Here is a 14,269-nt window from a genome sequence, read left to right as displayed (position 1 = left end):
CCGGCTTTCACTGGAATGACGACAAGTGGGAATCCTCAATCCAGGAATCGCATGCGCTCGGTTTCATCGGGAATCCGGCATGCGGTGGTGCCGAACCAGCGATATCGGTTGAGCGCGAGCCTCCGATAGATCGCATCGCGCAGGCGGCGCGGCACCAGCACCATCAGGTGCGCTAGCATCCAGACCCCTCCCAGTCCGGCCAGGACGCGGCGGATGCCATCCGTGTCCGTCCACGCATGCGCGCCTTCCAGCAACAGGAACGACGCCGGGTCGTCCGGATCCAGGCCATGCCGCGACAGCAGCGCGCGTCCCGCGGCTCCCTGCATCGCGGCGAATCGATAGCGGCGGCGTCGATCATGGCGAAGCAGGAAATCCACCCAGCCATTGCAGAGCACGCAGGTGCCGTCGAAGACGATGACGGCCTCGCCGGCATCGGCGCCCGTGTCCACGTCCACCTCAGGCGACATCCAGCCAGCCCCGGTAATGCACCAGCGGGCCGATCACCGGCAACGCGGCCTGCACGTCGAACGCATAGCGTTCCCCCTGCGCCGACTCGCGCGCGCGGACCCCGCTGAACCAGCGCGCCGGCAACGGAACGCCCAGCGCGCGCACGCGCTCCACCGTCCATTCGATGCCGCCATCGCGCACGCGCAGGCGGAATCCGAACCGCACCAGTCCCAGTTGCTCGCACAGCAGGCCGTCCTCGCGCCACAGCCGCGAGGCCATCGCGTGTCCCCGCACGTGGCGGATCCAGCGCTCGGCATTCGGCTGGATGTCGATGTCGACCGCGATGCCGCCATTTCCCGCCGGCGGCAGCCGCGCCGCCGCCGCGCACAGGCGCGACAGCAGGCCATGGCCGCGGCGCACGTCCACCTCGCCCAGGTATCGCGCCGGGCCGGCGCGCAGGTGCAACCGGCGCACCACGTCGGGCAGCGCCGCGAAATCCTCTCCCAGCAACCGGGCGAACAGGGGCCGGGCCGTCTCCGCGCCAGCCGTTACGGCTGCATCCATACCAGGGTCGCCATCCGCCCGGTCTGCGCGTCGCGGCGATGCGAATAGAACCGCTGCGCGTCGGTGATCGTGCACAGGCCGCCGCCGTGGATCCGGGTCACCCCGGCATCCTCCAGCCGCAACCGCGCGAGCGCGTACAGATCCACGCGCCAGTGGCCGGGACGGGTCGGCTCGAATGCGGACGCGGCGCGCGGGTCGGTGCCGACGAAGGCCTCATGCACTTCCTCGCCGATCTCGTAGGCCTGTGGCCCGGCGGCGGGGCCCAGCCAGGCCAGCAGCCGTTCCGGCGCCACCCGCATGCTTTCCACCGTCCGCTCCAGCACGCCGCCGGCCAGCCCGCGCCAGCCGGCGTGGGCCGCGCCGATCACCCGGCCATCATCGCTGGCGAACACCACCGGCAGGCAATCGGCGGTGAGGATGGCCAGGACCACGCCGGGCTTGGCGGTGACGGCGGCGTCGCCATCCGGCTCGTCCCCCGCCGCTTCCTGCCCGAACCGCACCACGCCGGTCCCGTGGACCTGGTGCAGCCAGCGCGGCGGCGAAGGCAATCCGAAGCGTTCCATCAGTTCCGCCCGGTTGGCTTCCACCACCGCCGGGTCATCGCGGTACTGGCCGTAGCGGGTACCGAGATTGAAGCTGTCGAACGGCGCCCGCGAGCGACCCACGCCATGGCGCAGCGTGGTGAACGCGCGCACGTCGGGCGGTGCCGGCCAGTCGGCCGGAAGGATCGCGCTCATCCGCGCTGCGCCTCGGTATCGGCGCGCAGCGCGGCCATCAGCTCCCGCATGTCCGCCGGCACCGGCGCGGACACCCGGATCGGCTCGCCGCCGACCGGATGGCGGAACTCCAGCGTCTCGGCGTGCAGCGCCTGGCGGCGGAAGCCGCGCAGCGCCGCCACCAGTTCCTCGCTGGCGCCCTTGGGCAGCTTCAGCGGGCCGCCGTACAGCGGGTCGCCGACGATCGGATAGCGGATGTGCGCCATGTGCACGCGGATCTGGTGGGTGCGGCCGGTTTCCAGGCGGCACTCCAGCGCGGTGTGGGCGCGGAAGCGCTCGCGCAGGCGGTAATGGGTGACCGCGTCGCGGCCATCGTCGCGCACGGCCATCTTCAGGCGGTCGCGCGGGTGGCGGTCGATCGGCGCATTGGCGGTGCCACCGGACACCATCGCGCCGACCACCACCGCCAGGTACTGGCGATGTACCTCGCGCGAGGAGAGCTGCTCGACCAGCGCGGTCTGCGCCGGCAGGGTGCGCGCCACCACCATGACCCCGGAGGTGTCCTTGTCCAGGCGATGGACGATGCCGGCGCGCGGCAGGGTGTGCAGCGATGCATCCCGGTGCAGCAGCGCGTTGACCAGGGTGCCGGTCGGGTTGCCGGCACCGGGGTGGACCACCAGCCCGGCCGGCTTGTCCAGCACGAAGACATGTTCGTCCTCGTAAAGGATGTCCAGCGGGATGTCTTCGGGCTCGGCGTGGGTCTGGGTCTCCAGCACCACGGCCAGGCTGGCCAGTTCGCCGCCGCGCACCGGGTCGCGCGGCTTGACCGCCCGGCCGTCCAGGCGGGCGTCGCCGGACTTGATCCACTCGGCCAGACGGGAACGGGAGAATTCGGGGAAAAGCTCGGCCAGCACGGCGTCGAAACGGCGTCCGGCAGCGGATTCAGGCACCCGCGCGGTGCGCGGCGCCTCGGGAGGCAGGGTATCGGTCATCGGGGTGAGGCGGCGGAAACCGGGGATGTTCGCCGATTGTTCATGGCTTGGGCACCGCCTAGGCTATCATCGACAGCCTGTTTCCCTGCCGCGGCATTGCCGCCAGCCCATGACCCAGCGTGCTTCCACCCGTTTCACCGCCGTCGCCCGCACCGGCCTGCTGTTGCTCGTCATCGTCGCCACCGGTACCGGCTGCGGCATGTTCAAGCGCAAGAAGGAAGTGGAAGTCCAGCCGGTCGAGCAGATGTACGAGACCGCCCACCAGGCGATGATGAACGAGAACTGGGAACGCGCCCAGACCAACTTCCGCGCGCTGGTGGCCCAGTATCCGTACGGCCCGTACACCGAGCAGGCGCTGATGGAATCGGCCTACGCCCAGTACAAGGCCGGCAAGCTGGACGACGCGGTCTCCTCGATCGACAAGTTCCTGCGCACCTATCCGACCCACCGCAACGTGCCGTACATGTATTACCTGCGCGGCCTGTCCAACTCGACCCGCGACGCGGTGTTCCTGCAGCGGGTGTGGAAGCTGGATGCCAGCCGCCGCGACCTGTCCACGCCGATGCAGGGCTACAACGATTTCAGCATCGTCGCCGAGCGCTACCCGAACAGCCGCTACGCGGCCGACGCGCGCCAGCGCATGGTCTACCTGCGCAACCAGTTCGCCCGCCACGAAATGGACACCGCGCTGTACTACCTGCGCCGCGACGCCTGGGTTTCCGCCGCCACCCGCGCCCGCTACCTGCTGGAAACCTATCCGCAGAGCGAGTACCAGTACGACGCCGTGGCCGTGCTCGGCGAGGCCTACACGCAGCTGGGCAACAAGTCCCTGGCCGACGATGCCCGCCGCGTACTGCAGTTGAACGAGCCGCAGCACCCCTGGCTGACCGGCGAGTGGCCCAAGTATCCCTGGGCGATCCGCAAGCTCAACCCGTTCGCGGGCGAGAAATCGCCGGCCAGCGGCGCCGCGGTCCGCAAGAAGGACTGAGCCGCGCGCGTCGCGCATGAAAAAAGGGCCGCAAGGCCCTTTTTTTGTTGGGCGTTTTGAAAGGGCCCCCCATCCCAGCCTTCCCCCGCACGCGGGGGAAGGGGCAGAAGCACAGATCATCAGCGGCCACCGGGCTCCCTCTCCCGCCTGATGAATGCTTGGCTCCCTCCCCTGCCTGCGGGGGAGGGCCGGGGTGGGGGCAAACCGAAGCCAACCAACCTCAATCAAAGCGCCGCCACCAAAGACGGCATTTCATTTATCTCGCGAAACCGACTTCCCGCCCCCATCCCAACCTTCCCCCGCAAGCGGGGGAAGGGGCAGAAGCACGGGGCCGTCAGGCGACAGGCACAGCTCCCTCCTCCGCTTGCGGGGGAGGGCCGGGGTGGGGGCAAACCGAAGCCAACCAGCCCCATCCAACCGGGAAGAAACAAAACCGGAGCGCCCCGACCGGACCAACGCTCCCCGTATCGCTCAACTACCGTACTTGTTCGTGATCGGATAGCGCCGTTCACGGCCGAACGCACGGCGCGAGATCTTCGGGCCCGGCGCGGCCTGGTGGCGCTTCCACTCGTTGATCCGGACCAGCCGCAGCATCCGGTCCACCGTGGTGGCGTCGAAGCCGGCGGCGACGATCTCGTCGCGCGACTGTTCCAGATCCACGTAGCGGAACAGGATGGCGTCCAGCACGTCGTACGGCGGCAGCGAATCCTGGTCGGTCTGGTTCTCGCGCAGTTCCGCCGACGGCGGGCGGCTGATGACGGCCGGCGGGATCACCGGCGCGCCGCCAACGGTGTTGCGCCAGCGCGCCAGCGAGAACACCTCGGTCTTGTACAGATCCTTGATCGGTGCATAGCCGCCGCACATGTCGCCATAGATGGTCGCGTAACCGACCGCGTATTCGCTCTTGTTGCCGGTGGTCAGCAGCAGGCCGCCGAACTTGTTGCTCAGCGCCATCATGATCACGCCGCGGCTGCGCGACTGCAGGTTTTCCTCGGTGGTGTCGGCCGGCAATCCGGCGAACAGCGGTCCCAGCGTCTCCAGGAAACCCTTGAACGGCGCCTCGATCGGAATCGTCTCCAGCCGCACGCCCAGCGCCTGGCACTGCTCGGCCGCCAGATCGTTGGAAAGCCCGGCGGTGTAGCGCGACGGCAAACGCACGGCGGTGACGTTCTCCGCCCCCAGCGCGTCCACTGCCAGCGCCAGCACCAGTGCCGAGTCGATGCCGCCGGACAGGCCCAGCCAGACCTTCTGGAAGCCGTTCTTGCCGCAGTAGTCGCGCAGTCCGCGCACGATCGCGCGCCAGGCCAGCGCGTCGCGGCTCTCGTCGCCATCGTCCATCCACTGCACCGGGCTGAAGCGGCGTCCCTCCGGGTCGTAGTCCACCACCAGCCATTGATCGGTGAATGCCGCCGCGGCCGGATGCACGGTGCCGTCGCCGTCGGCCACCACGGAAGCGCCATCGAACACCAGCGCATCCTGCCCGCCGACCACGTTCAGATAGGCCAGCGCCAGACCGGTATCGCGGGTGCGCTCGGCCAGCAGCGCGTCGCGCTGGGCATGCTTGTCGCGGTCGAACGGCGAGGCGTTCGGCACCAGCGCCATCCGCGCACCGGCGCGCGCGGTCGCGGCCAGCGGCTCGGGAAACCACAGGTCTTCGCAGATGATCAGCCCGACCGGCACGCCCTTGACCTCGAACACGCAGGTCTCGCCGTTCGGATCCACGTCGAAATAACGGCGCTCGTCGAATACCGCGTAGTTCGGCAGCTCGCGCTTGCGGTAGGTCGCCTCCAGGCGCCCGTCGCGCAGCACGCTGGCCGAGTTGTAGACCACGCTGCCGGCCGATTCGGGCCAGCCGACCACGGCGACGATGCCGTGGGTGGTGGCGGCCAGCTGGCGCAACGCGGTCTCGCAATCGGCCAGGAAGCGCGGCCGCAGCAGCAGGTCTTCCGGCGGATAGCCGCTGATGGCCAATTCCGGGAACAACACGATATCCGCGCCGTACTCGTCGCGCGCCTCGGCGATCTGCGCGGCGATGCGCTCGGCATTCCGGGCGACGTCGCCCACGGGGAAATCGAACTGGGCCAGGGCGATGCGGAGGGTCTGGGACATGTCGGTCTTCAGGTTCGAGCCTTCACCGCTGCGCGGGAAAGCGGGACGTGGGCGGTGCCCGGCAGCCGCGAAACGACCAGCGCGCGAACACCCTCGAGGTTCGTCATCACCTCATTATTCCAGAAGCGCAGGACCTGGAAGCCCTTTCGCCGCAGGAAGGCGCCCCGCCGCGCATCCATCGCGTCGTCCATGTGCTGGCCGCCGTCCACTTCGATCAGCAATCGCGCCTCCAGGCAGGCGAAGTCGGCGATGTAGGGGCCGATGGGGCATTGCCGGCGGAAATGGAAGCCTTCGAGCTGGCGTCGCTGCAGGATCGTCCACAGGCGGCGTTCGGCCGGTGTCATGTCCTTGCGAAGTTCGCGCGCCCTGTTCCGCTTCTGTCCCTGTCGCATGCGCACGTCCTGTGCTTGGGTGGGTTGGCATCTTGCCCCCATCCCAACCTTCCCCCGCAAGCGGGGGAAGGGGCCAGAAGCCGCACCCGACGGCAAACCGACAAATCAGGACAATTCGTTGAGATACCTTCCCCTCGCTCTCAAGCCCCCTCCCCCGCTCGCGGGGGAGGGCTGGGGTGGGGGCAAACCAAAGCCATCCAACCCACCCAAAACAAAAAACCGCCCGAAGGCGGCTTCCGTTCACACCACAAACGCAAAAACCATTTCGTGAAACCTGCGTCAATCGCCGCACGAATCCCCCTCCCCCGCTCGCGGGGGAGGCTGGGGTGGGGGCAAACCGAAGCCAGCCAACCCACCCAAAACAAAAGGCCGCCCGAAGGCGGCCTTTCGTCCATCCCGCAAACGCGGAAACGACTTACTTCAGGCGAGCGTCAATCGCCGCACGAATCCCCCTCCCCCGCTCGCGGGGGAGGGCCGGGGTGGGGGCAAACCGAAGCCATCCAACCACCCAAAACAAAAAGCCGCCCGAAGGCGGCTTTCCGTCCATCCCGCAAACGCGGAAACGACTTACTTCAGGCGAGCGGCAATCGCCGCGCCCAGGTCGCCCGGCGAGCGGACCGTGGTCACGCCCGCGGCTTCCATCGCCGCGAACTTGCCTTCCGCCGTGCCCTTGCCGCCGGAAGCGATGGCGCCGGCATGGCCCATGCGCTTGCCGGCCGGGGCCGAGGCGCCGGCGATGAAGCCGACGACCGGCTTCTTGACATGCTTGGCGATGTACTCCGCGCCTTCTTCCTCGGCCGAACCACCGATTTCGCCGACCATGATGATGCCTTCGGTCTGCGGATCGTTGTTGAACAGGGTCAGCGCCTCGACGAAGTTCAGGCCGTTGATCGGATCGCCACCGATGCCGATGCAGGTGCTCTGGCCCAGGCCCACGTCGGTGGTCTGCTTGACCGCTTCATAGGTCAGCGTGCCCGAACGCGAGACGATGCCGATCTTGCCCGGCTGGTGGATGTGGCCCGGCATGATGCCGATCTTGCACTCGCCCGGGGTGATGATGCCGGGGCAGTTCGGGCCGATCAGGGTGACGCCCGGATAGCCCTTCAGGGTGTTCTTGACTCGCAGCATGTCCAGCACCGGGATGCCCTCGGTGATCGCCACGATCACCTTGATGCCGGCGTCGGCCGCTTCCAGGATCGCGTCGGCCGCGAACGGCGGCGGCACGTAGATGACCGAAGCGTCGGCGCCGGTGTCCTGCACCGCGTCACGCATGGTGTTGTAGACCGGCAGATCGATATGGGTCGTGCCGCCCTTGCCGGGGGTCACGCCGCCCACCACCTGGGTGCCGTACTCGACCATCTGGGTCGCGTGGAAGGTGCCCTGCTGGCCGGTGAAGCCCTGGACGAGGACCTTGGTGTTCTTGTTGACCAAAACGCTCATGAATTATTCCTAGTCTCGTCGTGGGGTCAGGCGGCCTTGACCGCAGCGACGGCCTTCTTGGCGCCGTCGTTGATGTCGTCGGCCGGGATGATGGCCAGACCGGAATCGCGCAGCAGCGCCTTGCCGGCTTCCACGTTGGTGCCTTCCAGGCGCACGATCACCGGCACCTTGACGCCCACGTCCTTGACCGCGGCGATGATGCCTTCGGCGATCATGTCGCAGCGGACGATGCCGCCGAAGATGTTCACGAAGATCGCCTTGACCTTGTCGCTGGACAGGATCAGCTTGAACGCGGTGGTCACGCGCTCCTTGGTGGCGCCGCCGCCGACGTCCAGGAAGTTCGCCGGCTCGCCGCCGTTGAGCTTGATGACGTCCATGGTGGCCATCGCCAGGCCGGCGCCATTGACCATGCAGCCGATGTTGCCGTCCATGGTCACGTAGTTCAGGTCGTGCTCGGAGGCCAGCACTTCGGTCTCGTCTTCCTGCGCCTTGTCGCGCATGGCGACCAGGTCCGGATGGCGGAACGAGGCGTTGTCGTCGGAGTTGACCTTGCCGTCCAGCACGGCCAGATCGCCGTTGGTGAGGATCGCCAGCGGGTTCAGTTCGACCAGCGCCAGATCCTTCTCGTTGAACAGCTTGTACAGGCCCATCATGATCTTGGTCAGCTGGTTGACCTGCTTGGCGTTCAGGCCCAGCTTGAAGCCGATGTCACGGCACTGGTACGGCTGCAGGCCCTGGACGAAGTTCACGTCCAGCTGGTGGATCAGCTCGGGAGTTTCCGCGGCGACCTTCTCGATCTCCACGCCGCCTTCGCTGGAGGTGATGAAGGTGACGGCCTTGGTGGCGCGATCGACCAGCACCGACAGGTACAGTTCCTTAGCGATGTCGGTGCCTTCGGAGATCAGCACCGCATCGATCGGCAGGGCCACGCCGGCCGACTGGTAGGTCGCCATGCGGGTGCCCAGCATCGCGGCGGCGTACTGCTTCACTTCATCCAGGGTCTTGGCCAGCTTGACGCCGCCGGCCTTGCCGCGGCCACCGGCGTGGATCTGGGCCTTCACGACCCAGAGGTCGCCCGGAATGGACTTCGCGGCTTCAACCGCTTCTTCCGGCGTGCGCGCGACGCGCCCGGCCGGAACTGCAATGCCATATTCGGCAAACAGTTGTTTTGCCTGGTATTCGTGGAAATTCATGCGTCACCGTGGGTAGGGAACAGGTAAGCGAGGCCGGACGTCCGGGAAAAGCGCGTTTGGACGTGCGAAGGCCGCCCGGCGGGCGCCAGCCAGCCCCCTATTGTCGCCCAGCGGGCCGGACGGCGCAAAATCAGCCGCCCGGGCCCGGCCTGCCTATACTGGTGCCATCGCCGACGGGGGGAGTCCGCGCTTGCCGCAAAGCCATTCGATCCTGGGACGCATCGAATCCGCTCCGCGGCGCGAACTGTATTTCTTCGCCCTGTACCGGACGCTGGAAGCGGCGATCCTGGCCGGGCTGGTGTTCAGCCCGCTTTCGGACCTGCTGGGTTCCCAGCGCCACCCGCAGTTGGGGCTGGGGGTCACGGTCGGCTATCTGGTCGCCTCGGTCCTGCTGCTGCTGGTGCGCAGTCCCCGCTGGATGACCCTCACCGTGGTCGTCGGTCTGGCCGTGGACATCGTCGCGGCCGCGGTCATCACCCACGCCCTGCCGGCGACCACCGCCGGGGTGGCGATGATGCTGCTGTTCAACGTCGCCGCCGGCGTGCTGCTGCTGCCCTCGCGCGGCTGGGCGCTGGCGATGATCGGCCTGACCGTGGCCATGCTGTTCGCCGAGTACGGCTGGACCTTCTTCCACGACGGCGGCACCGACCGCTCGATCGCCGAGGTGGTGATGTTCGCCATCAGCTACCTGGCCGTCGGCTACCTGGCCCGTCAGGCCGGCCAGCGCGCCCGCCGCAGCGAGGCGCTGGCGGATCAGCGCGGCGCCGAAGTCGCCAACCTGGTGGAAATCAACGAGCTGATCATCCGCCGCATGCGCACCGGCGTGCTGGTGGTGGACGCGGACAACCACATCAAGCTGGCCAACGAGGCCGCCAGCCTGCTGCTCGGCGACGGCGAGGGTGGCGAGGGCGCCAGCGACGGGCTCGGCGTCCTGCTGACCCACACCGCGCCGGAGCTGGCCCGCCGCCTGCAGCGCTGGCGCAACGGCTGGCAGGCCGACGACACCCCGATGCAGCTGTCGCCCGACCAGCCCGAAGTGCAGCCGCGCTTCGCCCGCCTGCTGGCCGACAGCGAGACCTCGCTGATCTTCCTCGATGACGCCACCGTGGTCTCGCGCCGCGCCGAATCGCTGACCCTGGCCGCGCTTGGCCGCTTTTCCGCCAGCCTGGCCCACGAGATCCGCAACCCGCTGGCGGCCATCAACTACGCGGTGCAGTTGCTGGAAGAATCCCGCCAGATCGTCGACGGCGACCGCCGCCTGCTGCAGATCATCCACCAGCAGTGCCAGCGCACCAACGGCATCGTCGAGAGCGTGCTGGGCCTGGCCCGGCGCGAGCGCGCCAGCCCGGAGCACCTGGACCTCAATACCTTCGTCCGCCGTTTCATCGACGAGTACCAGCAATCGCTGTCGATCGAGACCGATACGCTGGAGGCGGTGATCGGTCCACGCCCGGTCCCGGCCCTGGTCGATCAGCGCCATCTCCAGCAGATCGTGACCGTGCTGGTGCAGAACGCGATGAACTACGGGCGCCTGCCGGGCGAACCGGCGCGGGTGCGGGTGCGGGTGTTCCAGGCCGACCACCGCCCGATGATCGACGTCATGGACCGGGGTCCCGGCATTCCCGAAGCGGTGGCGGCGCAGTTGTTCCGGCCCTTCTTCACCACGTCCGAGCACGGCACCGGCCTGGGCCTGTACATCGCCCGCGAGCTGTGCCGGGCCAACCAGGCGACCCTGGAGTACGTCCCGGTCCCCGGCGGCGGCAGTTGCTTCCGCATCACCCTGCCCGGCCCGCATGCGCTGCTGCCCGCCTGAGCCATCCGACCGGAACCGGGCCATTCCGTGCCGCAGTCTTCATGTTTGAGACCTCACACTAGCGACCACTCCTGTTCAGCCGGTACACTGAACGGACAGGGGCTGAAGGGGGATCCATGAGCGAAAACCGTAGCGCCCTTATCGTCGACGACGAACGCGACATCCGCGAACTGCTGGTACTGACCCTGGGCCGAATGGGCCTGCGCATCGATACCGCGGCCAACCTCGGCGAGGCGCGTGAACTCCTGTCACGCAACAGCTACGACCTGTGCTTCACCGACATGCGCTTGCCCGACGGCAACGGCATCGAACTGGTCGGCGAGATCTCCCGCAATTACCCCCGCACCCCGGTCGCCATGATCACCGCGTTCGGCAATATCGAACTGGCGGTCGAGGCGCTGAAGGCCGGCGCCTTCGATTTCGTCAGCAAGCCGGTGGACCTCACGGTGCTGCGCGGGCTGGTCAAGCACGCGCTGGAGCTCAACAACACCGAGCGCGCGCCGGCCCCGCCGCCGCCGCCCGAGCAGGCCAGCCGGCTGCTGGGCAGTTCCCCGGCCATGGCCACCCTGCGCGACACCATCGGCAAGGTCGCCCGCAGCCAGGCCCCGGTCTACATCCGCGGCGAGTCCGGCGTGGGCAAGGAACTGGTCGCCCGCACCATCCACGAACAGGGCGCGCGCGCCAGCGGTCCGTTCGTGCCGGTCAACTGCGGCGCGATTCCCGCCGAGCTGATGGAAAGCGAATTCTTCGGCCACAAGAAGGGCAGCTTCACCGGCGCCCATGCCGACAAGGCCGGCCTGTTCCAGGCCGCCAACGGCGGCACCCTGTTCCTGGACGAGGTCGCCGAGCTGCCCCTGCCCATGCAGGTCAAGCTGCTGCGCGCCATCCAGGAAAAAGCCGTGCGCCCGGTCGGCGCCTCGCAGGAAGTGCAGGTGGACGTGCGCATCCTCTCGGCCACCCACAAGGACATCGGCGAACTGGCCAGCGACGGCCGCTTCCGCCACGACCTGTATTACCGCATCAACGTCATCGAGCTGCGGGTACCGCCGCTGCGCGAGCGCGCCAGCGACCTGCCGCAGCTGACCAGCGCCATCCTCGACCGGCTGGCCGACCAGCACGGCCGCAACGCTCCTTCGGTGTCGCCGGACGCCATGGCCGAACTGCGCCGGTATCCGTTCCCGGGCAACGTCCGCGAGTTGGAGAACATCCTCGAACGCGCGCTGGCGATGGCCGACGGCCACAGCATCGAGATCGGCGACCTCTACCTGCCCCAGGGCTCCGCCACGCCGCGTGCGATGGCAGACGCCGTTCCCGGCGCCGCCCCCGCCGCCGGCGCGCCCCCGATCGATATCGATCCGGCCGGCGGCCCGCTGCCCAACTACATCGAGCAACTCGAACGCGCGGCCATCCAGAAGGCGCTGGAAGAAAACCGCTGGAACAAGACCCGCGCCGCCGCCCAGCTCGGCATCACCTTCCGCGCCCTGCGCTACAAGCTGAAAAAGCTGGGCATGGAGTAGCGCGGTCGGCGTTCTGCGCCACGCGTGAAACAAGCAACAACGCTCGCAAGAAGGCGGAATCTCCAATCCTTCAATAGCCCCCTTGACCGGCCATTCGGCCGTTGAAAGCGAAAAAGGGGGCGGGCGCCCGCGCAAGCGGGTGACGGGGGATTCGCGCGCGATGCCCGGGAGAACCACATTCCCGCCGCCCCAAGGTCACGCCCCCCTCCCCACTACACGAAACATACGCCACCCGATTGACGCAATTTGTCGTCAACCGCATGACCCTCATCACTCTGGAAAAGAGTGTGACCACGCCCGCCCATCGCGCCGGCATGCCGTCGATATCGTGCGCCCCGCGCCGAACGTTCGTATCCCGAACCTTTCACTTTCCACGGATACGGCGTCGGCGCTGAAAGCGGCATCCGTTCGATGTTTCCGATGGGCAAGCGTCCCCTGACGAGCACCTTCCGCTGACGCGGGAGCCGGACGGGTGCGCCTCCGCCCACCAAGCAAAGCAACACGGGGACGTGTCACATGAAAAAGAACATGCAAGGTTTCACTCTGATCGAACTGATGGTCGTGGTCGGCATCATCGCCATTCTCGCGGCCATCTCAATGCCGATTTATCAGGACTACAGCGTCAAGACGCAGGCTGCCGCCGCTCTCGCTGAGATTGCACCCGGTAAGACCGGCTTCGAGCTCGCGGTAACCAACAATCTGAGTCCGACCACCACGGCTACTGATGCCGGCTACATCAACATTCTGGGAGAAACCAGATACTGCAAGGTCACCGCAGACAAGGCGAAAGGCATCACGTGTACCGGTATCAATGGCGTAGCCGATAAGTTCAATGGCCGAACGATTACGTTAGTGCGTAGCGGCGACGGCATCTGGAGTTGCTCCACCAATCTGGAAGCCAAAGCCGCGCCCTCGGGCTGCACCGTAACGAAGTGAGTTTCTCGATACGTTGAGCCGCCTTTCCTACGACACACCCCGCGAAAACGGGGTGTGTCGTGCTTGAAGGACCGTTGCACAACTCCTCGTTGAACTTTCACCACGTTCCTGGTGGAAGGTTGCCGACCCGGCAACCGGAATCGTTGGCAAACGACTCTTAAGATTTGCCAATGCCGCCCGCCTGCCTGCGACGGCTCCGCAGAAGTCATCCCCAGTGGTTTCCAGTGTCCTGCTGGTTCCTCGACCTTGTTGACTTCCCCGGCCCACCGAAGCGAATGACGACAACTGTTTGACAGCATTCGCGTGGGAAGCTGTCCATCACCCGCCGTTCGCCCCCCCCTCTCCAATCGCCCTGATGACAATCCTTCGCGTCAATCTTTCGACCCCGAAAGTGACGCAAATTGTCACTTTATGCCCAATATTTTCACCTTCATCCCCCTCGCCTGGAGAGCGACCCGCGTAGGGCCAAATTGTCAGATTGTGATCATTCCCGCGGTTGATCCCCTTTTTCCCGATACCGGTCCAACGAGATTGATGTCATAGTTATCTCGACTTAGGTGTCTGGGGTCTTTCCCGCGAACCATCGGGGACGGGGAGAGGGGCGCTTACAGTTGGCACACATCCTGCACGTGACTTAAAGCACGTGCGTCGTCTTGCACGGCGCCCACGGTCCAACGCTTAAGGACGCGGGGGCTGGAGTGTCCTTAACCATCCAAGCCAATCCTGAAAGGGGAAGTTCATGAAGAAGAACATGCAGGGTTTCACCCTCATCGAACTGATGATCGTGGTCGCCATCATCGCCATCCTGGCTGCCATCGCGCTGCCGCTGTACCGTGACTACACCGTCAAGGCCAAGATCACCAACGCCATCGGCTCGGTCGCCGGCGAGAAGATCAAGGTCGGCGAGAACTTCGGTTCGGGCGAGCCGCTGTGCACTGGCGTCCCCGCTGGCCTCTGCGCCGGCTCCGGCGTGCTGAGCAATTCCTATGATGGCGTTCGTGTCCAGCTGACCCCGGCAACGAACACCGGTCGCATCATTTGGGCCTGCGCATCTGGTGGCGATGGCGTGACCGCTACCAATCGTCCTGAAGCATGCGCTGGCGCGATCTAAGCGCTGGTTGACAGAAAAAACCCCGGCGTTTGCCGGGGTTTTTTTTTGGTT

The 14,269-nt window shown here is 67.0% G+C and carries 13 protein-coding genes; 5 read left to right on the top strand and 8 right to left on the bottom strand.

Translation table 11 applies throughout. From position 1 onward, the window contains the following. Positions 1 to 35 precede the first annotated feature (35 nt). From IQ458_RS13020 to rluD, 4 genes are read right to left on the bottom strand one after another with little or no spacing between them, the layout of a single operon-like run. The gene (locus tag IQ458_RS13020) at positions 36 to 467 is read right to left on the bottom strand and encodes a thiol-disulfide oxidoreductase DCC family protein (protein WP_203323102.1); all 432 of its coding nucleotides are present in this window, start codon (positions 465 to 467) and stop codon (positions 36 to 38) included. Next, positions 457 to 1,011, bottom strand: a complete 555-nt coding sequence (locus IQ458_RS13015) for a DUF4166 domain-containing protein (protein ID WP_203323101.1) — start codon at positions 1,009 to 1,011, stop codon at positions 457 to 459. The genes IQ458_RS13020 and IQ458_RS13015 overlap by 11 nt, the downstream gene beginning before the upstream one ends. Beyond that, positions 996 to 1,748, bottom strand: coding sequence for a peptidoglycan editing factor PgeF (gene pgeF / locus IQ458_RS13010; RefSeq protein ID WP_203323100.1), 753 nt, complete (start codon positions 1,746 to 1,748; stop codon positions 996 to 998). Before pgeF ends, IQ458_RS13015 begins: the two co-directional genes overlap by 16 nt. Beyond that, positions 1,745 to 2,719 (bottom strand): 23S rRNA pseudouridine(1911/1915/1917) synthase RluD, encoded by a 975-nt coding sequence (gene rluD, locus IQ458_RS13005; RefSeq protein ID WP_203323099.1) that lies wholly within the window; start codon positions 2,717 to 2,719, stop codon positions 1,745 to 1,747. The genes pgeF and rluD overlap by 4 nt, the downstream gene beginning before the upstream one ends. A gap of 109 nt (positions 2,720 to 2,828) precedes the next feature. Between rluD and IQ458_RS13000 the strand changes: the two genes are divergently transcribed. After that, positions 2,829 to 3,707, top strand: a complete 879-nt coding sequence (locus tag IQ458_RS13000; protein WP_183638982.1) for an outer membrane protein assembly factor BamD — start codon at positions 2,829 to 2,831, stop codon at positions 3,705 to 3,707. Positions 3,708 to 4,178: 471 nt separating this feature from the next. Here the strand turns inward: IQ458_RS13000 and IQ458_RS12995 are convergent, their stop codons facing one another. From IQ458_RS12995 to sucC, 4 genes are all read right to left on the bottom strand, one after another. Continuing rightward, on the bottom strand, positions 4,179 to 5,816 hold the full coding sequence (locus IQ458_RS12995) for an NAD+ synthase (protein WP_183638983.1): 1,638 nt from the start codon (positions 5,814 to 5,816) through the stop codon (positions 4,179 to 4,181). An 8-nt stretch (positions 5,817 to 5,824) separates the two neighbouring features. Continuing rightward, complete coding sequence (locus tag IQ458_RS12990; protein ID WP_183638985.1) at positions 5,825 to 6,208, bottom strand: endonuclease domain-containing protein; 384 nt, start codon at positions 6,206 to 6,208, stop codon at positions 5,825 to 5,827. A gap of 567 nt (positions 6,209 to 6,775) precedes the next feature. Continuing rightward, positions 6,776 to 7,648: a succinate--CoA ligase subunit alpha gene (gene sucD / locus IQ458_RS12985; RefSeq protein WP_141455714.1), complete on the bottom strand. Its 873-nt coding sequence runs from the start codon at positions 7,646 to 7,648 to the stop codon at positions 6,776 to 6,778. Positions 7,649 to 7,674: 26 nt separating this feature from the next. After that, a complete protein-coding gene (sucC, locus tag IQ458_RS12980) occupies positions 7,675 to 8,841 on the bottom strand; it encodes an ADP-forming succinate--CoA ligase subunit beta (protein WP_141455713.1) in 1,167 nt (388 codons plus the stop codon). A gap of 190 nt (positions 8,842 to 9,031) precedes the next feature. On the opposite strand from sucC, the gene IQ458_RS12975 reads away from it, so the two are divergent. From IQ458_RS12975 to IQ458_RS19905, 4 genes are all read left to right on the top strand, one after another. Continuing rightward, the gene (locus tag IQ458_RS12975) at positions 9,032 to 10,654 is read left to right on the top strand and encodes a sensor histidine kinase (RefSeq protein ID WP_203323098.1); all 1,623 of its coding nucleotides are present in this window, start codon (positions 9,032 to 9,034) and stop codon (positions 10,652 to 10,654) included. Positions 10,655 to 10,770: 116 nt separating this feature from the next. Then, on the top strand, positions 10,771 to 12,171 hold the full coding sequence (locus tag IQ458_RS12970; protein ID WP_203323097.1) for a sigma-54-dependent transcriptional regulator: 1,401 nt from the start codon (positions 10,771 to 10,773) through the stop codon (positions 12,169 to 12,171). Positions 12,172 to 12,687: 516 nt separating this feature from the next. After that, positions 12,688 to 13,107 (top strand): pilin, encoded by a 420-nt coding sequence (locus IQ458_RS19620; RefSeq protein WP_328805181.1) that lies wholly within the window; start codon positions 12,688 to 12,690, stop codon positions 13,105 to 13,107. 739 nt (positions 13,108 to 13,846) lie between these two features. After that, a complete protein-coding gene (locus tag IQ458_RS19905) occupies positions 13,847 to 14,218 on the top strand; it encodes a pilin (protein WP_328805180.1) in 372 nt (123 codons plus the stop codon). Positions 14,219 to 14,269: the final 51 nt, after the last annotated feature.

It is taken from the genome of Pseudoxanthomonas beigongshangi (genome assembly GCF_016820515.1).
In the GTDB taxonomy this organism is placed as follows: domain Bacteria; phylum Pseudomonadota; class Gammaproteobacteria; order Xanthomonadales; family Xanthomonadaceae; genus Pseudoxanthomonas_A; species Pseudoxanthomonas_A beigongshangi.
Note: the sequence above shows the minus strand (reverse complement) of the source record. Positions and strands in the feature narration are given on the sequence as shown.

Coding starts and splice junctions, on each gene's coding strand:
- IQ458_RS19620 (WP_328805181.1), top strand. CDS start 12,688: ATGAAAAAGAACATGCAAGGTTTCACTCTGATCGAACTGATGGTCGTG.
- IQ458_RS13015 (WP_203323101.1), bottom strand. CDS start 1,011: ATGGATGCAGCCGTAACGGCTGGCGCGGAGACGGCCCGGCCCCTGTTC.
- IQ458_RS12970 (WP_203323097.1), top strand. CDS start 10,771: ATGAGCGAAAACCGTAGCGCCCTTATCGTCGACGACGAACGCGACATC.
- IQ458_RS19905 (WP_328805180.1), top strand. CDS start 13,847: ATGAAGAAGAACATGCAGGGTTTCACCCTCATCGAACTGATGATCGTG.
- IQ458_RS12990 (WP_183638985.1), bottom strand. CDS start 6,208: ATGCGACAGGGACAGAAGCGGAACAGGGCGCGCGAACTTCGCAAGGAC.
- rluD (WP_203323099.1), bottom strand. CDS start 2,719: ATGACCGATACCCTGCCTCCCGAGGCGCCGCGCACCGCGCGGGTGCCT.
- IQ458_RS13000 (WP_183638982.1), top strand. CDS start 2,829: ATGACCCAGCGTGCTTCCACCCGTTTCACCGCCGTCGCCCGCACCGGC.
- IQ458_RS13020 (WP_203323102.1), bottom strand. CDS start 467: ATGTCGCCTGAGGTGGACGTGGACACGGGCGCCGATGCCGGCGAGGCC.
- IQ458_RS12995 (WP_183638983.1), bottom strand. CDS start 5,816: ATGTCCCAGACCCTCCGCATCGCCCTGGCCCAGTTCGATTTCCCCGTG.
- pgeF (WP_203323100.1), bottom strand. CDS start 1,748: ATGAGCGCGATCCTTCCGGCCGACTGGCCGGCACCGCCCGACGTGCGC.
- sucD (WP_141455714.1), bottom strand. CDS start 7,648: ATGAGCGTTTTGGTCAACAAGAACACCAAGGTCCTCGTCCAGGGCTTC.
- sucC (WP_141455713.1), bottom strand. CDS start 8,841: ATGAATTTCCACGAATACCAGGCAAAACAACTGTTTGCCGAATATGGC.